At 40.6% G+C, this 23,668-nt stretch carries 20 protein-coding genes; 9 read left to right on the forward strand and 11 right to left on the reverse strand.

Annotation, left to right across the window (positions count from 1 at the left end; translation table 11 throughout):
• Positions 1-152: 152 nt before the first annotated feature.
• A complete protein-coding gene (locus EAE92_RS11625; protein WP_214068196.1) occupies positions 153-383 on the forward strand; it encodes a hypothetical protein in 231 nt (76 codons plus the stop codon).
• 825 nt (positions 384-1,208) lie between these two features.
• On the opposite strand, the gene EAE92_RS11630 is transcribed toward EAE92_RS11625, so the two are convergent.
• Both EAE92_RS11630 and EAE92_RS11635 read right to left on the reverse strand, forming a co-directional pair.
• On the reverse strand, positions 1,209-1,856 hold the full coding sequence (locus tag EAE92_RS11630) for a hypothetical protein (protein ID WP_214068197.1): 648 nt from the start codon (positions 1,854-1,856) through the stop codon (positions 1,209-1,211).
• Positions 1,856-2,335 carry an Hcp family type VI secretion system effector gene (locus tag EAE92_RS11635; RefSeq protein WP_036777266.1) on the reverse strand — a complete coding sequence of 160 codons (480 nt, stop codon included), beginning with the start codon at positions 2,333-2,335 and terminating at the stop codon, positions 1,856-1,858. The genes EAE92_RS11630 and EAE92_RS11635 overlap by 1 nt, the downstream gene beginning before the upstream one ends.
• 413 nt (positions 2,336-2,748) lie before the next feature.
• Between EAE92_RS11635 and EAE92_RS11640 the strand changes: the two genes are divergently transcribed.
• From EAE92_RS11640 to sbcB, 3 genes are all read left to right on the forward strand, one after another.
• A complete protein-coding gene (locus EAE92_RS11640; protein WP_214068198.1) occupies positions 2,749-3,075 on the forward strand; it encodes a type II toxin-antitoxin system RelE/ParE family toxin in 327 nt (108 codons plus the stop codon).
• The gene (locus EAE92_RS11645) at positions 3,068-3,376 is read left to right on the forward strand and encodes a helix-turn-helix domain-containing protein (RefSeq protein WP_214068199.1); all 309 of its coding nucleotides are present in this window, start codon (positions 3,068-3,070) and stop codon (positions 3,374-3,376) included. The genes EAE92_RS11640 and EAE92_RS11645 overlap by 8 nt, the downstream gene beginning before the upstream one ends.
• A 160-nt stretch (positions 3,377-3,536) precedes the next feature.
• Complete coding sequence (gene sbcB / locus EAE92_RS11650; RefSeq protein ID WP_214068200.1) at positions 3,537-4,967, forward strand: exodeoxyribonuclease I; 1,431 nt, start codon at positions 3,537-3,539, stop codon at positions 4,965-4,967.
• 140 nt (positions 4,968-5,107) lie between these two features.
• Here the strand turns inward: sbcB and dld are convergent, their stop codons facing one another.
• The 8 genes from dld to yieE form a co-directional block, all read right to left on the reverse strand.
• Positions 5,108-6,823, reverse strand: a complete 1,716-nt coding sequence (dld, locus tag EAE92_RS11655; protein WP_214068201.1) for a D-lactate dehydrogenase — start codon at positions 6,821-6,823, stop codon at positions 5,108-5,110.
• A gap of 193 nt (positions 6,824-7,016) precedes the next feature.
• The gene (locus tag EAE92_RS11660; protein WP_214068202.1) at positions 7,017-8,399 is read right to left on the reverse strand and encodes an APC family permease; all 1,383 of its coding nucleotides are present in this window, start codon (positions 8,397-8,399) and stop codon (positions 7,017-7,019) included.
• A gap of 594 nt (positions 8,400-8,993) precedes the next feature.
• Positions 8,994-10,958: a ligand-gated channel protein gene (locus tag EAE92_RS11665; RefSeq protein ID WP_214068203.1), complete on the reverse strand. Its 1,965-nt coding sequence runs from the start codon at positions 10,956-10,958 to the stop codon at positions 8,994-8,996.
• A gap of 924 nt (positions 10,959-11,882) precedes the next feature.
• Positions 11,883-12,683 (reverse strand): ABC transporter ATP-binding protein, encoded by an 801-nt coding sequence (locus EAE92_RS11670; RefSeq protein WP_214068204.1) that lies wholly within the window; start codon positions 12,681-12,683, stop codon positions 11,883-11,885.
• Entirely contained in the window at positions 12,680-13,759 is a 1,080-nt protein-coding gene (locus EAE92_RS11675) for a FecCD family ABC transporter permease (RefSeq protein WP_214068205.1), read from the reverse strand. Before EAE92_RS11675 ends, EAE92_RS11670 begins: the two co-directional genes overlap by 4 nt.
• A 24-nt stretch (positions 13,760-13,783) precedes the next feature.
• A complete protein-coding gene (locus tag EAE92_RS11680; RefSeq protein ID WP_214068206.1) occupies positions 13,784-14,917 on the reverse strand; it encodes an ABC transporter substrate-binding protein in 1,134 nt (377 codons plus the stop codon).
• A 327-nt stretch (positions 14,918-15,244) separates the two neighbouring features.
• On the reverse strand, positions 15,245-16,726 hold the full coding sequence (locus tag EAE92_RS11685; protein ID WP_214068207.1) for an amino acid permease: 1,482 nt from the start codon (positions 16,724-16,726) through the stop codon (positions 15,245-15,247).
• Between the two features lie 154 nt (positions 16,727-16,880).
• Positions 16,881-17,744, reverse strand: coding sequence for a DNA-binding transcriptional regulator YeiE (gene yieE, locus EAE92_RS11690; RefSeq protein ID WP_214068208.1), 864 nt, complete (start codon positions 17,742-17,744; stop codon positions 16,881-16,883).
• A 189-nt stretch (positions 17,745-17,933) separates the two neighbouring features.
• On the opposite strand from yieE, the gene EAE92_RS11695 reads away from it, so the two are divergent.
• Positions 17,934-19,016 carry a YeiH family protein gene (locus tag EAE92_RS11695; protein ID WP_214068209.1) on the forward strand — a complete coding sequence of 361 codons (1,083 nt, stop codon included), beginning with the start codon at positions 17,934-17,936 and terminating at the stop codon, positions 19,014-19,016.
• Positions 19,017-19,123: 107 nt separating this feature from the next.
• On the forward strand, positions 19,124-19,966 hold the full coding sequence (gene nfo / locus EAE92_RS11700) for a deoxyribonuclease IV (RefSeq protein WP_036777292.1): 843 nt from the start codon (positions 19,124-19,126) through the stop codon (positions 19,964-19,966).
• Between the two features lie 19 nt (positions 19,967-19,985).
• Here nfo and fruK read toward each other — a convergent pair whose 3' ends face one another.
• Entirely contained in the window at positions 19,986-20,924 is a 939-nt protein-coding gene (fruK, locus tag EAE92_RS11705) for a 1-phosphofructokinase (RefSeq protein WP_214068210.1), read from the reverse strand.
• A gap of 213 nt (positions 20,925-21,137) precedes the next feature.
• Between fruK and EAE92_RS11710 the strand changes: the two genes are divergently transcribed.
• The 3 genes from EAE92_RS11710 (at position 21,138) to yeiP (ending at position 23,636) form a co-directional block, all read left to right on the forward strand.
• Positions 21,138-21,557, forward strand: coding sequence for a nucleotide triphosphate diphosphatase NUDT15 (locus EAE92_RS11710; protein WP_214068211.1), 420 nt, complete (start codon positions 21,138-21,140; stop codon positions 21,555-21,557).
• A gap of 116 nt (positions 21,558-21,673) precedes the next feature.
• On the forward strand, positions 21,674-22,933 hold the full coding sequence (gene mtr / locus EAE92_RS11715; protein WP_214068212.1) for a tryptophan permease: 1,260 nt from the start codon (positions 21,674-21,676) through the stop codon (positions 22,931-22,933).
• Positions 22,934-23,063: 130 nt separating this feature from the next.
• On the forward strand, positions 23,064-23,636 hold the full coding sequence (gene yeiP, locus EAE92_RS11720) for an elongation factor P-like protein YeiP (protein ID WP_036777297.1): 573 nt from the start codon (positions 23,064-23,066) through the stop codon (positions 23,634-23,636).
• Positions 23,637-23,668 lie beyond the last annotated feature (32 nt).

The raw sequence follows: 23,668 nt of genomic DNA on the forward strand, positions 1-23,668 counted from the left end.
TTATTAGTTTATTAGTTTATTAGTTTATTATTTAAATACATGTTCAAAATGGCTATATTTGTGATACCCATCTTAATAATAAAATAAAAATTTCCTTATTGCTGAAACATAATTAAAATTGACGAAAAATATAACGATAATTAGGTTAGGTGATGAAAAAAATTCCTTTTGATTTGAATGGTTACGAAATCTCTTTTGGCCATGCACGTAGGACAAGAATTCCAATTATAAAAATAACCCACCCCAAAAATGGGATTTCTATTAAACCATTTTATAGCGTCAATAGAACAAATTTACTTGAGAGAATTCAATATGAAACTGGTTTAAGTGAACAATATATTGAATCTATCAATGAACATTTTCAAGAAATTAATTATCCTTAATAAAGATAAATATATTCTAATTATTATATACCCTGTTTGCTGGTAAAATTGCCTAAACAATTCATCAGCAAACTAGTAAAAGGTATTTATAGACTTCCTGTGATAATACCATTGATAATAAGAAAAGCCCTTCCTGAAAAATGTACTTATTAGTCGAATCCACCTTGGTAAAGAATAACTATTCTATTTACTAATTATAACCTATTGGAATAATATGTATTTTTCTTTTATTTTTTCCGTTATATAGTAAAAAAACGCAGAAAGCACCAAACATATACCTGAAACTATCGCATACTGATATCGGTTTTCTAATGTTGACATCAGTGTAAAATAGATTAATCCACCCACTGAAAGTGTACCAATACTAACAGCTACCCCCTGTATTAGATGCATCACGATCTTCATCAATATACTTATTATCGTCATTATCATTTATTCAGTCCTGCGGAAAATTCATTAAATAAACCACGATCTTCTTCATACGCCTTTAATGCTCTGATATACAGCTCCATTTTACTCTCAACTAAAAAATAGAGTAAATCCAAGTTACCTTCTCGCAGTAAATGTTATAGATCCCCTAAGCTTAGTGAACCATTTTTCATAATCTAATGAAATAACCCACATTTTTCTTTTATTTTTTCTGTAATGTAGTAAAAAAAATAGAAAACGCCAAGCATGTACCTGCAACTATCGCATACTGATATCGATTTTCCAATGTTGACATCAGTGTAAAGTAGACTAAACCCATGACTGAAAATACACATAGAGTACCAATTACTGCCTGTACTATATGCACCACGGTGTTCATCAATATACTTACTATCTTCATTGATCTAGCCCTACAGAGAATTCATCAAATATTTCATTAAATAAATCTCGATTTTCATCATACGCTTCCAATGCTCTGACATATGGCTCCATTTTACTCTCAACTAAAAAATAGAGTAAATCCAAGTTACCCTCTCTCCTTAACTGCATATATAAGGTTGGGTTTGTTTGAGCTAACTCCCTAGAAGTGTAAATCGCTCTAGAAACTGAAGCACCAATTCCCAACGTCCCAATAAACGTTATTGATCCGCCGAATTTTGTGAACCATTTTGTACCAAAAAAAGCACCAAGGCTCCCTCTGAATATGGCATATTTCGAAATCATACCCCCAAACATTTTCCCAGCTTTCGTTTCGATTAATCGTTGCTTTTGTTCTTCACTCAGCTTACCTAAGTAATCTTCAAAAATAATCTGAATCACCCTTTCAAGATTATTAAGCGTAATTGCTTCTGATTTTACCAATCCAACAAAACGATATTTGTCATTTTCATTATCCCATCGATGATCAGTATCAAGATAATCATAACCAAGATAATAAAAATCCACCGGAATATCTAATATTCCCTCAGCAAACCCAGTAAGCCAGCTACTATCATCGTTAATAGCCGAAACCATTTTTTCAGCAATTTCTTTAGCTCCATCCATTAAAAAACCCTTTCATCCCAAATGCTATACGTACTCGTTGAACACGCCACATTATTCCAGGTAATATTGGCATATACTATTGAAAGAATTTCCTGTGGCATCATATGATTACTGGTTAATGAATGCGGGTGGTCTGATTTTAAACTAACAATATACGCTTGCCCAAGACGAATTGTATAGTAAAGCTCAAGTCCACCGTTTTCGCTGGTACGGTAAGATTCAAGAAAACACTCTAACCTTTCGTTATCATCCAAGCTTTTTGCTAATAAAGGAGAAGCTTTATCAATAGGTTTAGTGATAATTACCGGATGATGTGAAACATTTTGTTTGCGAGTCATAAGATGTTGCAGACTATAGACGAAGATCTTATCTTCGTGCCCATTTTGCGCTTTGATACCTATTGAGTCTCTTCTACCACAACCAGCAGAAATTAACCCTTGGTTTTGACCTTTAACTGTTAAATAAATTAAATTTGACATATTCACCTCGTTTATTTTTTCAATACTTCGATGCATGCTGCGGTTGGCAGGTCAATATTGTCAAGGGTAAATGGTCTTAAAACACACAATTTCTTATTCCAAGTACTCAAAATGTTAATAACCAACTTCCGATCATGGAGCAAAAAGTAAGAAAATATGTACACAATAGTACTATGATAAATACCAAAATGTTTTGCAGTCAGTTTAACGCCAAAAGTACCTGACATGAAATCCTCAGCAACCTGAATCCTAGAGGCAACGGGATATTTTTCTTCATAGAACTGCCCCCTTAAGTCAGTAATCTGGCGTCCAACTTTTAGGATACAACTCAATAGGACAAGGAACAGTCACATATACCTGCTTCACATTAGCAAAGCATTGCAAAAATATAACAATTTTGTTATTTTTGGTTCATGAAATATACTATCGATTACTATAGCACCGAGGTGGAGAACGAGATCCTTGCTCTCCCTGACACACTTCAAGCCCGTTACATCAGGTATTCCGAAAGAATGCGAGAACATGGCGCCAACCTCGGAGAACCACACACAGAAGCGTTTGGTAATGGGTTGTTTGAACTCAGACTCAAAGGGGCTGAAGGGATTGCTCGCGTGTTCTATTGCACAATGATTAGGCACCGTATAGTGATGCTGCACAGCTTCGTGAAGAAAACGCAAAAGACCCCACTTAAAGAACGCAGGAAAGCCGAAATCAGAATGAAAGAGGTAAAAAATGACTAGTAAATATACCCCTCCAACTATGACACACGATGAAATGGTTGCAAAAATGCTGTCAAATCCGGCTGTAAAAGCTGAATACGAGAAACTGGAACAAGAATTTGCATTGCTTGATGAACTGCTAGCTGCACGCAAAAAAGCCGGGCTAACACAAGCGCAAGTAGCTGAACGCATGGGAACCAAAGCAACGGCCATCACACGGCTTGAAAGTGGGCTAGCTTCTGGTACACAAGGGCCTTCGTATAATACATTGAAAAAATATGCAGCAGCTGTCGGTAAAAAATTACAGATACGCCTAGTATGACTTTGTAATCTGATAGACACCTGTGTAAATAACCAACCACTATCAGACCTGAATTAACACTAAATAATAAATTACCATTTTATTTGGACATTAAAGCTGATTAAAACCAAACTACGCGGTAAAAGAATAATTAATCAACAACCTTGGACAGTGAACAACAGTGAAAAATAGCAGCGAACAACCCACTTTCTACATCCACGACTACGAAACTTTTGGTCAACATCCGGCCTTGGACAGACCGGCTCAATTTGCTGGTGTTCGTACTGATATGGATTTCAATATTATTGAAGAGCCATTAGTTATTTACTGTTCACCCGCTGATGATTATCTTCCACAACCAGAAGCTGTCATGATTACCGGCATTACTCCGCAAATTGCCTTAGAAAAAGGGGTCAATGAAGCGGAATTTGCCCGCCGGATTCATAATGTATTCAGCGTACCGAACAGTTGTATCCTCGGTTATAACAATATTCGGTTTGATGATGAAGTCAGCCGGAATATCTTTTACCGTAATTTTTATGATCCATACGCTTATAGTTGGCAAAAAGGCAATTCCCGTTGGGATTTGCTTGATGTATTGCGTGCCTGTTATGCCTTGCGCCCCGAAGGTATTGTCTGGCCAGAGAATGAAGATGGTCTACCTAGCTTTAAGTTAGAACATCTGACTAAGGCAAATGGCGTTGAACATTCACATGCTCACGATGCTATGTCCGATGTCTACGCCACGATCGCAATGGCAAAATTACTCAAAGAAGTACAGCCAAAGATGTTCAATTATTTCTTTCAGTTAAGAAATAAGCAGAAAATTAGCGCCCTCATCGATATCCCTCAAATGAAACCACTGGTTCATGTTTCCGGGATGTTTGGCGCTGCCCGCAGCAACCTCAGTTTAGTTGCGCCTCTTGCCTGGCATCCAGTAAACCAGAATGCGGTTATTATGTGCGATTTAGCTGGAGATATTTCACCATTACTGGAATTGGATGCAGATACGTTACGTGAACGTCTATATACTCGCCATGATGAATTGCAGCCAGATCAATTGCCAGTCCCTATAAAATTGGTTCATATTAATAAGTGCCCGATAATCGCCCCCGATAATACTTTGCGAGCAGAAGACGCTGAACGTATTGGATTAGATCGTAATCACTGCGAAAAAAATCTGGCTATTCTACAGAATAATCCACAAATCAGAGAAAAAGTTGTAGAGCTGTTTGCAGAGACCGAACCTTTCCCTGAATCCGATAATGTTGACGCTAAACTGTATGACGGTTTCTTTAGTAATGCCGACAAAGCAGCAATGAATATTATCCGTGAGACTCTGCCTCAAAATTTACCGGCACTCGATCTGACTTTTCAGGACCCACGTATTAAAACGCTGTTATTCCGCTACCGTGCCAGAAACTATCCCGCTACTCTAACTTACGATGAACAACAGCGTTGGTTACGTCATCGTCAAGATGTCTTAACTCAGGATAAACTGAATGAATATTTCTTTATAATTGAACAACTCTTCATTGAACACCAAAGCAATGAAGAAAAATGCCGTCAGCTCAAAGCACTCATGGAGTATGCAGTGCAACTGGCTGGATAATTAAACGGGTCGAGAACAAATATAAAACGGCGAGTCATATATACTCGCCTTTCTTTCTAACAGAATGATTGTCATCAACTTTTACAGATTTGAACTTTTTTAGTACCAGCATATCGTTATAACTACTGAGAATATTGACATTAAGATCTTTCGCCCCAATTTTTCAGCTTGGATGTTTTTCCAATTCCTGGATTGAGAGTGTTAGTGGGATCAGTCATCCGATAAAAAGCCTTAAGTTGGGGTTTAGCTTGATATACATGCCCCACATTATGCTCAGCCGGGTATTCCGCCCCTCTTTTATCAAGCAGTTCTATCATTCTTTCTTTCAATGCCTTTACATCTACCCCCTTTTTCACAATGTAATCCTGATGGAACACATAGCACATAAAATGCCCACAATAAAGTCTGTGTACCAACACATCATCAAACTCTGGGGGTAATTGTTCAAACCATTCACGATCATTACGGCGCAGAGCGATATCCAGTGAAAGGATATTCTCTACTGTGTTGCTATGCACCGCCTGATAACGGATCGCTGAACCACCAGCGGAAAAACGATGCAGGAACGCTTTAGCCCCCTCCTCTGGTGTACAAGCAAAGAAATCCCCTTCTACCTGGCTAAAATATTTTTCCAACCAGCTTCTGGCCTCTTCAACCCCATCGCCGGACATCTTTAATATCAAATGGTGTTCAAAACGATTACGATATTCTTTTAAACGCTTAGGCAAATGGGAAGGAAGTAAGCGACTTAACCCCTGCATAATGCGATCGATAAGATTGACAGGCAAAAATGGGATACGATTGAAGATAGCGTCCATTCTCCCTTTTAAAGTAAAATAAGCCGGCATTTTATCAGTACCAAGCTTATCAATCATGATAAAAGTATCCTTACCATAAGTTTCCGCAATATCGAAAATATCCCGGTGCATATATTCACCTGCCACCGGTAAATTATGAAAATTTGCTAATATATGGCGACGCAATTCCGTCAATACGCCAGTTTGGTTGGTACCGATATAAAACACTTGAGACAAAGGTTCTGCCGGAAAAGTATCGAGCCGGACTGCAAACACAACCAGCTTACCCGCACAACCTGAAGCTTCAAACAAACGACGCTCGTCAGAATTGAAACGAGATGGAGTATCAGCATCTACGTCACGCACTCGTTGGGAATATTCATGATCAGATGCTTTACGCTGCCCCTGTTCTACATCCTGATTACTATAACGCTGTTCTTCCAGACAAGAGAGGATCTCTTCCGGCGTTTCTCCCAAATAGATCCCCAGATGATTAATCAATTCCGGCTTACCGCGCTCATTAACTCGTCCATACAATGCCATTTCGGTATAAGCCGGCCCACGATGAATTAAAGAACCCCCTGAGTTATTGCAGATGCCCCCAACCACAGAAGCGCCGATGCAGGAAGAACCAATAACTGAATGAGGTTCACGCCCCAGTGGCTTGAGAGCACGTTCAAGTTGCCATAATGTACTGCCCGGTAGCGCAACTACCTGATTACACGATTTTAAAATCTGAATCTTATTCATGCGTAGTGTGCTAATGATCACGATGTCACGATCGTAATCCTTGCCATTCGGAGTAGAACCTTCGGTTACCCCCGTGTTGGCCGCTTGCATTAAGATGATTTTATCTGCTTCAACACAGACCTTAAACACACGCCACTGTTCCACCAGTGAACCGGGAAATACGACAGCTAAAGCATCTCCCTGGCCGGAGCGAAAGCCTTTACGATAACGTTCAGTTTTATGGGGGGCAGTCAGGATATGAGATTTACCGACAATATTGGTCAGGGTAGTAATGAATTGTTGATTTTGAGAGGTTTTTGTACCATTCATAGTCTCTTCCTTAATAATAATCACCTCTCAGAGCATAGATTGTTTTTCTCCGTTTACCGTTGAAATTTTTCTTATCTGTAAGCTACCTCGCTGTTTTTTTTCCTAAGCTCCCTTTTCTTCACTATTACGATAAATTGACAACATAGGAAAAATAATGGCGCCAAACTCGGCGCCATTATTCTTTTGCTAGATATTAAACCATTTCAGAGCATTGCGGCATCGGCTGCCGGAAGCGACGGGTCAGAAATACCATATAAATCAGACCAATTGCTCCCCAAGTTAGCCCCAATTCCATAGAACTTTGTTCCAGATTCATCCACAGTACACTAACAGTACAAGCACCTATCACAGGTAATACCAAGAAATTAATTGTATCTTTTAATGTACGGTTACGACGTTCACGGATATAGAATTGAGAAATGACTGACAAGTTCACAAAGGTAAACGCTATCAACGCACCAAAGTTAATCAGAGCTGTTGCAGTCACCAGATCAAAGGTAATCGCAGATAATCCTATAATGCCTACCAACGACACGTTGATTACCGGAGTCCGCCATTTTGGATGAACATAGCCAAATACTTTCTCAGGAAATACACCATCACGCCCCATAACATAGAGCAGACGGGAAACCCCTGCGTGAGCCGCCATACCAGAAGCTAAAACGGTGACACAAGAGAACACCAAGATAATGGCTTGGAACAGAGTACCCGCTACATACAGCATAATTTCTGGCTGAGATTCATCCGGGTTCTTGAACCGAGAGATATCCGGAAAATAGAGCTGCAAGAAATAAGAAACCGCAATAAAAATGACACCACCGATTAATACCGTCAGGAAAATCGCTTTCGGGATCACCTTACCAGCATTCGGCGTCTCTTCGGACAACGAGCTAATGCCATCAAACCCCAGGAATGAAAAGCACAAAATCGTAGCCCCAGTGATCATTGGGATTAAATTGGCATCTTCAGAAACGAATGGTTTCGCACTCCATAAAGTTCCCGCGCCTTCCCCGTTGTACACACCGTGGATCAGTAAGCCCACAAATACAACCATAATGGCAACCTGAACAATCACAATACCTGTGTTGAGATTAGCAACAACGTTAATGCCACGCAGGTTAAAAGCTGTCATCAGTAATGCAAAACCCACGACGAAGATCCACGGATCTACGCTAGGAAAAATGGCCTGAAGATAAATTTTCGCTAACAAGACATTAATCATCGGCATGAACATATAGTCCAATAGCGATGACCAACCCACCATAAAGCCAACATGCGGACTAATGGATTTTTGTGCATAAGTATATGCAGAGCCGGCAGATGGGAAACGTTTTACCAATTTCCCGTAGCTCAAGGCGGTAAACAGAATTGCAATCAAAGCAATAGCGTAGGATGTCGGTACGTGACCGTCAGTCAAACCAGAAACAATGCCGAAAGTATCAAAGATGGTCATAGGTTGCAGATAAGCAAGACCCATCATCACCACCTGAACTAAAGTCAGTGTTTTTCTGAGTTGAACTCGATTGTTCGCACCAGTCTGGTTGGTGCCTAGTGGAATTACAGTATTACGCGACATGAGCGAAACCTCCCATAACTTCGATTCGTGTTATGACACTACTTAATCGACAGTTACTGGGAAGACTTCGCTTCTGCCTATAGGCAGGAGAGTTAGAGGCTGGATTATATGCAGAGCGCAATGCTCCGTAGTCATCGATGCAGCAGCATGTACCGATTGGTACAAGTGCGAAAGAGAATAATTGCTCCATATTAGCGTTCCTCATTACGGCAACCGATCCTCGTTGCGGTTGCTCGTGGGCCAATTATCTATCCGGCTCAGAGTCCGGCCTCTGGTATAGTAAAAAATAAGTCAAAGCAAAAAAAATAACCGACACATATAAACGCATCAGTTATTCTCTAGTGGGCGAATTCTGCACTCGAAGACCTGAAATAGCAATACTCGCCGCACTAAAAGTTCATTATTTTTTACCACACTCATTGATGGCGCTATGGAATTCAACGGTGTCATACACATTTTTTTGACATGAACTAAGTTTTAGCACAACACAAAACGGATTGCTATTCAGTTTTTACCGGCATAAGTAAAAAACAAAAATCCCCTCTGTCAGCAACAAACAAAGAGGATTATGGCACTGTTAGTTAGAACGCGTTATTAAAAGTCGTAATTGATACCAATGTTATAGCGACGACCATCCAGTTGCGCCCCATAATTCTCACTGTTCACTCGTTTGTCAAATACGTTATACACACCGCCCAACACGCGTAAATCTTTGGTCAGATTATAAACAGCGCCTATATCCACAAAGGCATAAGACGGTGTTCCTTCACTCATTCTTTCACCACGATCTAAATAATCTGAAGTTTTGCCACGGAAGTTAACTCGAGTCCAAGTTTGTATTTCTGGTAAGGCTTGCCAGTTCAGAGTCGCATTCACCATATGCTTAGGCATTTTGTTCAAAGGTTTTCCTTTGTTTTTCCCACTCTTCTGTTCTGAATCGGTGTAAGTGTAGTTTGCAGCCAATGACCAGTCTTCAACGATATCCCAGTTCATTGTCGCTTCTACACCACGAATATTAGCTTTTTGTACGTTTATACGTTCACTGATAAATGTATATCTATGCGGGTCCGTTCCGACAGTGCAAGGTTTTGAACTCCCCCTACTACAAGCTGTGATTTCTGTGATTTTATCTTTAAAATCAGTATTAAATACAGTCAGCCCAACATTAAAATTATCTCGATTGTTCCAGATAACACTAATTTCTTCATTTACACTTTTCTCTGGTTTCAAATTCGGGTTACCGAGAATAATACCATTTCCGCCACCTCGGCCACCTGTTTGCTGCCCCCAATCCGCCGAAATATAACGCAAATCCGGAGAACGATAACCAGTAGATACACCACCTTTAATTATCCATTGTTCATCTACATGCCACACACCATATAAGCGTGGAGTCCAATGGCTACCAAAATTCTCGTCTTTATCCATACGGATACCACCAGTCAAGGAAAAATCATTGGTCATTTGCCACTCATCCTCAGCAAACAATGCCCAACTCCAACGAGTCAATTTATCCAAGCCATTAGTATAAGCTAGTCTATTATCACCACCATGTAAGTTCTCATAACGATATTGCCCCCCTATACTCACAGTATGATCATCTAATAACTGGAGGACGGTTTGATTGTTAAACACAGTATCCCGATACCTCATATCACGACCAGGATTACGTGAATCATCATGTTGAATATATGAAGTCATGGTACCGAAATCATAAATACCATTATGCGTAATAGAGTAGTTATTACGATCATAATCACTTTTCGAGTCATAACGAGACGATTTTCCTTTAATAGCATTACGCTTCTGCTCATAACGACCCGCTTCAAAATCAAAAGTATTCTTATCATCAGGTGTCAGAGAAAGAGTAGCTGAACCGTTACGCATTTCTTGCTCGCTAAAACCATTAATAAATTTATCTTCGTTGCGGTGAGAATATAGACCATTGACTTTCAAACCTAGCAAGCCATCAACGACTGGCCCTGCTGTATAAACACTGCTCTGATAACTATTACCTGAATCTTTACTTTCAGTTAATGTCGTATCGGTACGGAAATTGGTTCTCCACTCTTTCTGAACTTTACGGGTGATCACGTTAATTACCCCACCCATCGCATCAGAACCATAAAGGGAAGACATAGGACCACGCACCACCTCGATACGTTCTATCGCGGCCAACGGCGGCAACCAACCCTGCTCAATACCCGAATTATCACTGTTTGGACGAGTACCACGGGTATCAACACGCTTACCATCGATCAGAATCATAGTATATTGAGATGTCATACCACGAATGCTGATATCACTGTAACTGCCACCCCCTGTAACAACAACCCCCGGCACATCTTTCAATGCATCAGTCACATCACGATAAGCCTTAGTTTCCAATTGTTCACGGCTCACCACAGAAATAGACGCTGGCGCATCTTCAATTTTCTGTTGAAAGCCTGCTGCTGTAGTCACAATAATAGTGTCATTATTGCTAGCCGCAAAAACTGAGCTAGATGAGATTGCAGCAATAACGCCTAACGCGATTTTTCTTTTATTAAAAACACCCATTCCCGATTCTCCAAAAGATATAATTTCACTTTATTCATCTATAAAAATGGATAATCAACATGTGCTCAAATAACGAGGATAAAATATTTACCTCTGTGTAGTTTTATTATTTTATTAGTTTACTTATATCTTATTACCATAAGACATAAGACAATATTCTCTATTAATTCCAATAATCCATCTTATTAACCTATTCCATTTACTATCCTTTGCAGTTAAAGAGTAAATACCAGCATTAGCCAGAAAAAACTGTAGTTTTAAAATACAGTTAGCTTTTAAACACACAGTAATATAAGGTAAATAAACCACTCCCCATGTACGATGATGCACATTCTTATCTTTGTGCGTATTCCACGCCTATGCTTTATTAAAAACATAATTTAAACAACAAGTTAAATTTAACCCTCAATCTTTATTTTTGAAATCAATATCTGCAAAATACCCCTCTGATAACTGTGTTTAATTCCTTACCATGTCACAAAACCGTATTAATATCATAAACTACCCAAGGTAATAATATTACGACAATATGTTTCTCGTGATACCAACACCATTACGTAATATTGATCACTGAAATTCAGCTTACTAAGTAGTTCATTTAATAAAAATGAATAATCAGCATATGCTAAGATAACGTGAATAAAATATTTATCCCTGTGTAGTTCTATTCGTTTACTGACATCTTATTACCATAAAGTATAAGGTTATATTTTTATTGACTTTAATAGTCTATCTTATTAACTCATTCTCTTTATTACCCTTTTCAGTAAAGAGAGGCTTTCGGCATCAGTCAGACAAAAAATGTCGCTTTTAGCACACCGTAGTATAAGAAAAATAAATCATTCCCCACGTACAGTTATGTACATTCCATTTTTGTGCGTAATTTATGCCATATTTCGTAAAAAATATAATTTAAATAACAAATTAAAATGAATTCTCACTCGCTAGCTTTGAAACCAATCCATCAACTAATACCTGGGGAATGCCCTGAGAACAACGTTCAATTCTGCCTTTGACGCCATAAACCTGTGCCAGACTCTCTGACGTAATAACTTGCTCTGGAGTTCCTTCTGCAATTAAATGGCCTTTTTGCAACATTAATACATGGTCGCCATGACGTAACGCGATATTAATGTCATGTACAACGACCACAGTAATAATATTCCGCCGATACGTTTCTTGCGCCACCAGCGCCATTACGTGATATTGATAATTTAAATCCAACGCACTAAGCGGTTCATCTAACAATAATAACGTTGGCTTACGGATTAACGATTGCGCCAATCCGACCAACTGTTTTTGGCCGCCAGATAATTGATCTAAATAACATAATGCCAGGTGTTCAATCCCCAACTGACGTAATAACGACATCACCTCTTCTTCACTGGTTTCAGAATGACGCCATCCGGACGCTCGTTGAGCAACGATAATCGATTCCAGTACATGTAAATGAACACCAGCAGGTAAACTCTGTGGTAAATAAACCACATTTTCCGATCGCTGGGCGAAACTCATATTCATCAAATCTTGACCATCAAGCCAAAGTTGACCTGTTGCACGATTTAAACCAGCCAAAGAACGCAGAAGTGTTGATTTACCGCTACCATTCGGCCCCAACAGTACTGTAATTTTCCCACGCGGCAACGGAGCAACATTCAGGTTTTCAATAACCGAATGTTTCGGATAACCGGCAAAAAAATTGCTAATAGCTAATCCCTGGCTCATATATTCCCCCTATGACGTAAAATTATGCTAAGGAAGAATGGAACCCCAACTAACGCAGTAACGATCCCAACAGGAATAACAACACCTGGGATAAGGTTCTTCGAAGCAATGGACGCCATAGAGAGCACCAATGCGCCAATTAGGGCACTGGCTGGCAAATAGAAACGATGATCTTCACCAAACATCATACGGGCAATATGTGGCGCAATTAAACCGACAAAGGCAATTGGCCCAACGAAGGCAACGGCTAAAGCGGCGAGAATACTGATACGCAATAATGTCCCCAAGCGCAGACGATGAACATTGATACCAAAACTGATTGCACGATCTTCACCCAAGCGCAGCGCTGTCAGTCTCCAGGAATTCATCATTGAAATAGGAAAAACAGCGGTAAACACCAACAACATAACACCCAGTTTTATCCAGGTTGCTCTGGCAAGACTACCCATTGTCCAGAGTACTAACCCCTGAAGGGTATCTTCCGTCGCAATAAATTGCATCATGGAAACCAATGCTTCAAAGGTAAAGACCAGCGCGATACCAAACAATACTACCCCAGACGTAGCAACGCGTGTCAAACGAGTAATCGTATCCAGCACCAATGCGGCCAACAAAGCGAAAATGAAAGCATTCGCAGAGATGAACCATTGATCAGGCACGCCAGGAATACCAATACCAGATACAATCGCCAACGCAGCACCAAATGCAGCCGCCTGAGCAACCCCTAAAGTAGAGGGACTGGCTAATGGGTTATTTAAGATCGTCTGCATTTCCGCGCCAGCCAGCCCAAGAGACAGGCCAATCACTACCGCCATCAGGGCGTATGGTAAACGGATATCCCAAACAATTACCCGTGTACCCGCATCCACACTCTCTGGCGACACTAAAGTCTGCCAGAGAGATGACAAAGATAAACCTGATGGCCCTATCGTAAAATCTAATACCAATGACACACCAATAATCAGCACGATGAATACCATCATCACAATACGGCGACGTAAAATATATTGGTAATGGACTTTTACACTGCTGTCATCTAATTGTTGTTTCACCATTGGCTCAGTAGTGGCGCTCATTATTCCCGTTACCTGACTTACCGATTACTTCTCACTGATCCAGTAGACCCCTGATGGATCAACCGCCAGGAATTTACTGTGTAATTCATTCAGAGTCTTTTGCGGATCTAAATCTGCAAATTGCTTAGGATAGAACCACTTAGCAAATACTTGAGTTGCTACCACATTATATGGAGAGTTGTAGTAGTTATGCCAAATCGCATAATCTCTGCCCTCTTTGACCGCAGTCAACGAGCTAATACCTTTACGTTCAGTCATTTGTTTCAGACTGGCTTTTGCTAATTCAGGCGTAGATTGCGCACCCAGTTTTACACCAGGTTCATTACTGTCTGGCGCTTTTGCACCGCTAGCAATGTAAATATAAGGGTCAACTGCAATAATTTTTTCGAGGTTCATGTTACCAAGTACGCCTGGCAGAACACCTTTAGCAATGTTTTTACCACCAGCCAAATCGATAAAGTTACCCATATTACCGTCACCGGCAGTTGCACAGCAGTCTTCAAAAGCACCCGCTCTCAAATCGATAAATACTGTTGGTTTTTTCTCTTCCGGGATTTTATTAGTGATGTCAGTCACCAGTTTTACATTTTTTTCGTAAAAATCGGCATATTCCGCCGCCTGTTTCTCACGATTTAGTACTTTACCTAGCATACGAATGCTCGGCAGCGTATTCTTTAACGGCTCAGTACGAAAATCGACAAATACAACCGGAACACCTGCCTTTTCAAGTTGAGCAACCAATTCGCTGTCTTTACCAGGACCATGACCAGACAAGCCAAAAATAGCGATATCCGGGTTAAGAGTTAATACTTTTTCAGAACTGACACTATCAGCACTGGTATTACCAATCAAAGGAACCTTGTCAATTTCAGGGAATTTAGCTTTATAGACAGCATAAGACTGTGGGTCCAATTTGCGGAAATCACCTTGCCAACCTGCGATACGGGCCAGTGGTTTATCGCCTTCAAGTAAAGCGATAGCGTGGAACAAACGGCCCTCGCCCAACAAAACACGATTTACATTCTCAGGAACTTCAACGGTGCGACCAACTATGTCGGTGACCGTTTCAGCCCATGATGCGAAGCTTGCCACGACTGCCGAACCCGCTAACAGGCCGACACTGATACTCTTTGCTACAGATCGAGATATAAATTTCATTTTGCTAGCCCTTTGATATTAATAATTATGGCGTTAACAATAGGCCAAATGAGAATACTTATCAATATGATCTACACAAATTTTGGTAAATTACGTGATTAATTGTATGATTAACTCTATGAAAAATAAAAAACACCCATCTGATCACAAAATGGGGGTTTTCTTTTAATTTCCTATCAATAACGGCTGATCTACTCAGATAAATAAAACATTAAGATAATAATAAATTAACCGCGAATCGAATTAAAAAACCATAAAAACCAGACGGACAGGAATTTTTTCAAAGATCCCTGCCCGTCTGCTAATCACGATTTAACATATTCACATTCACTGGTTTGCGATATCAGGAAATTTCATCTCGCTATATTTAATAAAGTGAGTTTTCTTCACTAACTTGTAACCAAACCAAATCAACAGGAATAATGGAATACCAATATAAGTTGCAGTGACACCATACCAGTCAATTTTATCTTGTAGAAATGCTTGATAATTCTGTCCTAGTGTGATCGTCAGACACAAAACAAACGCAAAAATTGGGCCAACCGGGAAAAATCCCGAACGATAAGGCAACCTACTTAAATCCAATCCCTGAGCTATATAGCCACGGCGGAAACGATAATGGCTGATAGCAATCCCCAACCATGCAATAAAACCGGTCATCCCAGAGGTATTCAACAACCACAGATAGACGGTCTGATTACCGTACATTGAACTGAGGAAACACAACGCAGCAACCACTGTTGTCGCATACAAAGCATTACGTGGAACACCGCCTTTGGATAATTTGCCAAAAATTTTTGGTGCTTTACCCTCTTTTGCCAATGTGAATAACATACGAGTTGATGCATACATACCTGAATTACCCGCAGACAACACAGCCGTCAAAATAACCGCATTCATCATAGCTGCGGCGGATAACAAACCGGCGTTTTCAAATACCAACGTAAACGGGCTAACACTGATATCACCGACCTCATTACGCAGTAGGCTTGGATCAGTATAAGGAATAATCAGACTGATAATCAGGATTGCAAAAATATAGAACAACAGAATACGCCAGAATACCTTACGTACAGCACTAGGAACATTTTTCGCCGGATCTTTTGATTCACCCGCTGCAATGCCAATCAGCTCGGTTCCCTGGAAAGAAAACCCAACTATCATCGCCACGCCAATCATGGCTGAGAAACCACCGGCAAAAGGCGCATCATCCACAGTCCAGTTATGCCATCCAGCTCCTTCGGCTCCTTTCATGATACCGGCTATCATCAGCAATCCGACCGCAATAAAAACAATAACCGTGCTGACTTTAATTAAAGAGAACCAGTACTCAGCTTCACCGAATCCTTTCACTGAAATAAAATTCAATAGGAAAATCAGCGCGAGAAATAGCGCACTCCAGATCCAACCCGGCATATCCGGCAACCAATACCCCATAACCAATTGAGCAGCGACTAAATCCACCGCGATAGTCACCGCCCAGTTGTACCAATAGTTCCAACCCAAGGCAAAACCAAACCCTTCTTCAACATATTTGGAACCGTACGTTGAGAAAGAGCCGGAAACCGGCATATAAGCGGCCAATTCACCCAAACTGGTCATCAGGAAATAAACCATCAAACCAATTAATGCATAGGAAAGTAATGCTCCGCCAGGCCCTGCCTGTGAAACTGTCGCGCCTGAAGCCACGAATAACCCGGTGCCTATTGATCCGCCAACGGCAATCATCGCCAGATGCCGAGCTTTCAATTCACGTCGCAAATGTTGCGCTACTGGTTTCCCGGAAACACTTTTTTGTTGTTGAGACATTCTGTTCCTGTTAGCTGCGAATAAATCTGATGGCGGATTGTAACAAATCCTCACTATCAAAATAGCGAGGACGCGCTGTTATAAGATACCTTCATAATTTAGAGAAAATTATAAGTAACACAGCTAATTCTGGATTTTAGACAGAACGTAAACCTTACCGGCAATAACTGAGCAATTTTTGCAATGCGTTAGACATGTGCTTTTGCCGATGATGAATTAGGTACAATGTTCTGAAAAGCCTTAATCCAGGCACTTTTAACTCCAATAAAGTGCGATTTTGCAATTGTTCCGCAACGACTCGTCTGGATAAGCAACTGATACCCATACCAAATTTGACCGCATGTTTTATCGCTTCAGAGTTTCCCAATTCCATCAAAATCTTGAACCCAGGTAAACGGGCAAACAACAGATGATCCAGCACTTCTCGTGTACCCGATCCGCTCTCCCTTAATATCCATGATGCCTTAACTAAATCATCCAATTTTAAATCCCGCTTAGCTAGCGGATTTTCGGGAGAAGAAAAAACAACCAATTCATCCTCCATCCACAGCTGAGTTATCAACTCAGGGCTATGACAGGGACCTTCAATCAAACCAAGATCAACACGGAATTCCAGCACAGAATTGATCACATCCTGCGTATTATTGATATTTAACTCTAACGGCGTATCAGGAAAATCGTGACGATAATTTGCCAGCATTTCCGGCAACATATAATTACCAATAGTACTACTGGCAGCGATACGTAACGCTCCCAACTCCTGTTTGAATAACTGCTGAATTTCCCCTGCCTGCTCTAGCAACGCCAAAGCCTTGGGATAAAGGAGGCGGCCATGTTCATTAGTCACCAACCGCTTTCCTACCCGATCAAAAAGCTGTACGCCAAGCTGGTTTTCCAGATCCGTTAATGAGGCGCTCACTGCGGACTGAGATAACGCCAATTGCTGAGAAGCTTGCGTTGTTGAACCGCTTTTTAATACCTCAGTAAAAACTTCCAACTGCCTCAATGTGATGTGCATATCGCCCCGCAAAATATGGTGTCAGTCAAAGTTAGCTTGTTTTAATTTTATACAGTAATAAACAACTTAACAAAAATCCTCTTTTTTACCACTTTTTTAGATTACATATAAAAAAATTATCAATTTTAATGATAATATCATCTGCTATATGCTTATGTTTAAAACATATAAGCAAAGTGAGAAACATCTATGTCTGATATCCGTGCTGAAAGATTCAACAAACAATCATCTATCCCCGGTATCAAATTAATACCAGGGTTAATATTGGCGGCAATACTTACTGCAATTTCAATATATGCCGGAAATATCCCGTGGTTTATTAATATGGGACTGAGCGCATTAACGCTGGCGATCCTCGCGGGGATGATTGCCGGTAATACTGTCTACCCTCTACTCAAACCTTATTGCGATAAGGGTATCCATTTCTCAAAACATTATCTCTTGCGAGCCGGTATTATTCTTTACGGTTTTCGTTTGACATTTCAACAAATTGCCGATGTTGGCATTACCGGCCTTCTGATTGATGCAGTGATATTATCTTCCACTTTCTTTATTACAATCTGGCTAGGCAAATCACTGTTTGGATTAGATCAGCAAACGGTAATACTAATTGGCGCCGGTAGCAGCATCTGCGGCGCAGCAGCTATTATGGCAACAGAGCCGGTAGTAAACGCCCCTGCCAGTAAAGTTGCTGTTGCGGTATCGACAGTTGTCATCTTTGGCACTATCGCTATTTTCATTTATCCGTGGTTTTATCAACTCAATGAGTATTATCAGTGGTTACCACTTACTCAGGAAACTTTCGGTATCTTTACTGGCTCTACCATTCACGAAGTCGCTCAAGTTGTTGCTGTTGGACATGCGATTAGTGATCAAACGGAAAACGCAGCCGTTATCAGTAAAATGCTCAGGGTTATGATGTTGGCGCCATTCCTGTTGTTATTATCCCGTTACATTAGCCGAGCCAGCACTAAAAATGGAAAAAACCGTCAGGAAAAAACACCAATGACTATCCCCTGGTTTGCAGTGATGTTTATTGCAATAGCGGGTTTTAATTCTTTCAATTTACTACCTGCCGCAATAGTTCATTTTCTGATTAATATCGATACTATTATGCTTACTATGGCAATGGGGGCGTTGGGTTTAACGACTCATGCGAGCGCCATCCGTCAGGCCGGATTTAAACCCATTTTATTAGCTCTAATTTTATTTGTCTGGCTGATGGCGGGTGGTTTTTTGATAAATCTGGGCATTCAACATTTGTTTGGTTAATCAAAGTCCACACGGAAAAATTTCAGCAACATATAACCTTTCCATTCTTAAGGTTCATTGAGTGATTGAACAATGTCATAATGACGTAAAGTAGGAAGGAGAAAAATATGAAATTTGTTGGAGCACATGTCAGCGCTGCCGGCGGAGTTGATCAAGCGGTTATCCGGGCGCACGAATTAAAAGCCACCGCCTTTGCCCTATTTACAAAAAATCAGCGCCAGTGGAATGCTCCACCTTTAGCCGCTGATGTTATCGATAAATTTAAAGAAAATTGTGAACGTTATGGATATGGCCGTCGGCAAATTCTCCCTCACGACAGTTATCTGATTAATCTCGGCCATCCAGAAAGTGAAGCTCTGGAAAAATCCCGGCTAGCTTTTATTGATGAGATGCAACGTTGCGAACAATTAGGGATCGATCTATTAAATTTTCATCCTGGCAGCCATCTCAATAAAATAGATGTGGATAAATGCCTCGCACGTATTGCAGAATCTATCAATATTGCTCTCAATAAAACCCAGGGAGTCACTGCTGTTATCGAAAATACGGCAGGTCAAGGCACTAATCTGGGTTTCAAATTTGAACATCTGGCGGCAATTATTGACGGAGTTGAAGATAAAAGCCGAGTGGGTGTCTGTATTGATACCTGTCACGCCTTTGCTGCTGGCTATGATTTACGTACGGATGATGTTTGTAAACAAACTTTTCAACAGTTTGAAAAAGTTGTTGGTTTTCAATATCTATGCGGAATGCATTTAAATGATGCCAAAAGTGAATTCGCCAGCCGTGTTGACCGACATCATAGCCTTGGAGAAGGAAATATTGGCAAAACACCTTTCAGTTATATTATGAAAGATGCTCGTTTTGATGGTATTCCACTCATCCTTGAAACGATAAACCCAGATATTTGGCCGCAAGAAATTGCCTGGCTGAAGTTACAACAACATTAATTATTCTTTAATTAAAGCATCATTCAACGGGTATCAGTTCAACGTCAGCCATCATGGCCGCTAATTCGGGGCGATTACTGATACCTACATTAGGCTGGCTAACGGCAAGCGCGGATACAGCCGTCGCCAATCGCAAAGTATGTTCACTGGATTCTCGCATCAGCAAACCATAAACCAAACCACCAACCATTGAATCACCAGCCCCAACAGTGCTGACGACTTTACAATGCGGTGGTTTTGCCAACCATGCTCCAGAAGCATTAACCCATAATGCCCCCTGCTCGCCCAAGGATATGACAACATGAGCGATTCCTTGATCCCTAAGTTGATGCGCAGCCATGATGATATCGGATAACTCAGGTAACAATCGCCCTGCCCATATTTCAAGCTCATGGCGATTCGGCTTAACTAACCAAGGGGATGCTTTTAATCCTGCGACCAATGCTTCACGGCTGCTATCGAAAATAATACAAGGGCAAAGCTGACGCAGGCAGGTCATCCAGTCGGTAAACGATTCAGCAGAGACACCAGCAGGTAAGCTTCCACTCACAACCACCATATCAAACTGCCCAAGCCATGAAAGCGAATCATTAACAAATCCTGACCATTCAGCTTCACCGACATAAAAACCAGAGAAGTTAAAATCTGTCACTTCGCCGCTTTCCTCTGTCAATTTGACATTAATCCGTGTTCTGCCCGGCACTAAATGAAAACGATTGACCATACCATTTTCATTGAAGAATTGTTGAAATCCTTCCTGATTTTCCTTACCCAAAAAACCACTCACCGTGACATCAATACCTAAATCACGCAAAACTTTAGCAACATTATTGCCTTTTCCCGCAGCATGTAGTCCGGCGGTTTGCACGCGATTGATCGCCCCCTTGACGATTTCCGGGCACAACCCCACTAAATCATAAGCAGGGTTTAGGGTGATAGTGGCAACTCTACGGCTCATATTCGCCCAATGTCTCCTAAGTAGATAATCATCATTACTACGAATTCTCAGTTCTATTTATATCACTTTATATCACTAAAATTGAATCGTTTCAGTTAAATTCCGTACTTTATTGATCGTTGCCTTAAATTGATTTACGGATAAGAATAGCATTGAGTTTTTCTCAAAAATAAGATGCAAATTTGCTGAAATTTAGACGAAGGAATGAACCAAATGTCTGTCATTGTGGGTGTTGGCGTTGTTATTGTAAATGAACATGGTCAAGTATTACTTGGAAAACGCAACAGTAAACATGCACCATACTGGTCAATCTTTGGCGGTCATGTTGATGCCGGAGAAACTTTTGAGCAATGTGCAATCCGTGAAATCGCAGAAGAAACAGGCCTGACAATTCAGTCACCAAAAGTCTACGGGATTTGCAATAACCTTCAAACTTATCAACAGGAAGGAAAACACACTATTTCGGTGTGTTTACTGGCAAAACATGCAGGAGATGAACCGAAATTGATGGAACCAGAAAAATGTGAACAACTTATGTGGTGCAATCCCGATAATCTTCCTGAACCTCATTTTGAAGCCAGTCGGAATGCAATAAAAATGTGGCAAGAAAATAAATTTTATCTGGCCGAATAAACTAACTTATGTTAGTTCAATTTCAAATAATCCTTTATGACATCTATTTACACTCTATAGACAAAAATGTATCTTTAAGCTAGTACAAAGAAACAATATACCAGCAGGAGTTAAATATGTCCATTGAGACAACCCAGAGTTTAAAACGCCCTCCCATACTGGGAGGTGCAATGATAATTGCCGGAACTGCTGTCGGTGCAGGAATGTTTTCTACTCCTGTGGTAACTTCTGGAGTCTGGTTTACTGGCTCAATTATTCTGCTGGTTTACACATGGGTGTGTATGTATTTTTCCGGCTTGATGATACTAGAAACCAACCTGAACTATCCATCAGGCGCCAGCTTCCATACCATGACTAAAGATTTACTCGGTAAAGGATGGAATGCCATCAATGGTATCTCTATTGCATTCGTGCTTTATATATTGACCTATGCCTATATTTCAGCGGGCGGCTCAATTATTGTCCACAATTTTAAAAATATTATTCCGATATCACAGGCAAATGCTGGCCTTATTTTCGCCTTTATCGTCGCACTTATTGTCTGGTTATCGACTCAAGCTGTGGATCGTCTGAGCACAATTTTGATCGGCGGTATGGTGATTACTTTTTTTATGTCCGCTGGCGGTATGTTTACCGAAGTTAAATATGTCATCCTGTTTAATCAGACGGATGCTATATCAAACAACACATCAACAAGTTATATGCCTTATGCTTTAGCCGCTCTGCCCTATTTACTCGTCTCATTCGGATATCACGGTAACATTCCAAGTTTAGTAAAATATTATCATAAAGATAGCAAAGCCGTTATTCGCAGCCTGTTATTCGGTACGTTAATCGCATTAGCTATTTACATCTTGTGGCAATATGTCATTCAGGGAAATATTCCCCGCGAAGTATTCAAACAGATTATTGCTGATGGCGGGAATATCGATGCTTTATTAAAGCACATGGATAATACAACAAACAGCGAAACCGTTCACCAGCTTCTAAATGCCTTTTCTTATATGGCATTAGCAAGTTCATTTCTTGGTGTCTCTTTAGGGCTATTTGATTACATAGCTGATTTCTTTGGTTTTAAAGATAATAACACCGGCCGGTTAAAATCTGCATTAGTGACATTTATTCCACCAACAGCGCTAGCTTTACTGTTCCCCAATGGTTTTCTATATGCTATTGGTTTCGCTGGATTCGCTGCCACTATCTGGGCTGTCATTATTCCAGCACTTATGGCTCGAGCAAGTCGCCAACGCTTCCCTGAAGCCAGCTATCGAGCGCCAGGAGGAAAATTCCTTATTGGATTCGTCATCCTGTTTGGTCTGATAAATGCCATAGCTCATATTTTATCCTCTCTTGATTTATTGCCTGTGTATCGTTGATATAAAACATTATTACTACAACCCCAATGTAAAAAAACAGCGGGGTTTTTTAATCCCTACTTGCCTAATGCCTTGACTGCGAGTAATTTTGTCGCCGATTATTCTCTTGCAGTTTTATGGAAGGTTACATATGGCTAAAGCCAACGAAATTAAACGCGGTAGTGCCGTCAGTTATAATGGTAAATTACTGCTAGTCAAAGACATTGATATTCAAGCACCAAGCGCCCGGGGAGCTAGCACATTATATAAAATGCGCTTTACTGATATCCGCACCGGTCAGAAAGTGGAAGAACGTTTCAAAGGCGATGATATCCTTGATACGATAAGCCTGACTCGCCGTAGCGTTAACTTTTCCTATATTGATGGTGATGAATATGTTTTCATGGATGATGAGGATTTCACACCTTATCACTTTAAAAAGGAACAAATCGAAGAAGAGTTATTATTTATTCCCGAAGGTGGCCTGCCGGGTATGCAAGTTCTGACAATAGAGGGACAAGTCATTGCCCTTGAACTGCCACAGACAGTCGATATGGTTATTGAAGAAACGGCTCCTGGAATTAAAGGCGCTTCAGCCAGCGCACGGACAAAACCTGCCAAAATGAGCACCGGACTCACCGTACAAGTACCTGAATATATCAGTAGCGGGGAAAAAATCCGTATTCATATTGCAGAACGTCGCTATATGGGACGTTGCGATTAACAATATTATCTAATTCTGAGTTGCCCGGTATA

The sequence above is a fragment of the Photorhabdus hainanensis genome (assembly GCF_018448965.1).
GTDB classification, from domain to species: domain Bacteria; phylum Pseudomonadota; class Gammaproteobacteria; order Enterobacterales; family Enterobacteriaceae; genus Photorhabdus; species Photorhabdus akhurstii.

Bases quoted from the DNA above. Each gene is read 5' to 3' on its own strand.
- EAE92_RS11635 (WP_036777266.1), bottom strand. From the start codon at position 2,335: ATGTCAAATTTAATTTATTTAACAGTTAAAGGTCAAAACCAAGGGTTA.
- EAE92_RS11710 (WP_214068211.1), top strand. From the start codon at position 21,138: ATGTCTGTCATTGTGGGTGTTGGCGTTGTTATTGTAAATGAACATGGT.
- EAE92_RS11630 (WP_214068197.1), bottom strand. From the start codon at position 1,856: ATGGATGGAGCTAAAGAAATTGCTGAAAAAATGGTTTCGGCTATTAAC.
- EAE92_RS11625 (WP_214068196.1), top strand. From the start codon at position 153: ATGAAAAAAATTCCTTTTGATTTGAATGGTTACGAAATCTCTTTTGGC.
- EAE92_RS11675 (WP_214068205.1), bottom strand. From the start codon at position 13,759: ATGAGCGCCACTACTGAGCCAATGGTGAAACAACAATTAGATGACAGC.
- yieE (WP_214068208.1), bottom strand. From the start codon at position 17,744: ATGCACATCACATTGAGGCAGTTGGAAGTTTTTACTGAGGTATTAAAA.
- EAE92_RS11665 (WP_214068203.1), bottom strand. From the start codon at position 10,958: ATGGGTGTTTTTAATAAAAGAAAAATCGCGTTAGGCGTTATTGCTGCA.
- EAE92_RS11695 (WP_214068209.1), top strand. From the start codon at position 17,934: ATGTCTGATATCCGTGCTGAAAGATTCAACAAACAATCATCTATCCCC.
- dld (WP_214068201.1), bottom strand. From the start codon at position 6,823: ATGAATGGTACAAAAACCTCTCAAAATCAACAATTCATTACTACCCTG.
- fruK (WP_214068210.1), bottom strand. From the start codon at position 20,924: ATGAGCCGTAGAGTTGCCACTATCACCCTAAACCCTGCTTATGATTTA.
- EAE92_RS11660 (WP_214068202.1), bottom strand. From the start codon at position 8,399: ATGTCGCGTAATACTGTAATTCCACTAGGCACCAACCAGACTGGTGCG.
- nfo (WP_036777292.1), top strand. From the start codon at position 19,124: ATGAAATTTGTTGGAGCACATGTCAGCGCTGCCGGCGGAGTTGATCAA.
- EAE92_RS11670 (WP_214068204.1), bottom strand. From the start codon at position 12,683: ATGAGCCAGGGATTAGCTATTAGCAATTTTTTTGCCGGTTATCCGAAA.
- mtr (WP_214068212.1), top strand. From the start codon at position 21,674: ATGTCCATTGAGACAACCCAGAGTTTAAAACGCCCTCCCATACTGGGA.
- EAE92_RS11680 (WP_214068206.1), bottom strand. From the start codon at position 14,917: ATGAAATTTATATCTCGATCTGTAGCAAAGAGTATCAGTGTCGGCCTG.
- EAE92_RS11645 (WP_214068199.1), top strand. From the start codon at position 3,068: ATGACTAGTAAATATACCCCTCCAACTATGACACACGATGAAATGGTT.
- EAE92_RS11640 (WP_214068198.1), top strand. From the start codon at position 2,749: ATGAAATATACTATCGATTACTATAGCACCGAGGTGGAGAACGAGATC.
- EAE92_RS11685 (WP_214068207.1), bottom strand. From the start codon at position 16,726: ATGTCTCAACAACAAAAAAGTGTTTCCGGGAAACCAGTAGCGCAACAT.
- yeiP (WP_036777297.1), top strand. From the start codon at position 23,064: ATGGCTAAAGCCAACGAAATTAAACGCGGTAGTGCCGTCAGTTATAAT.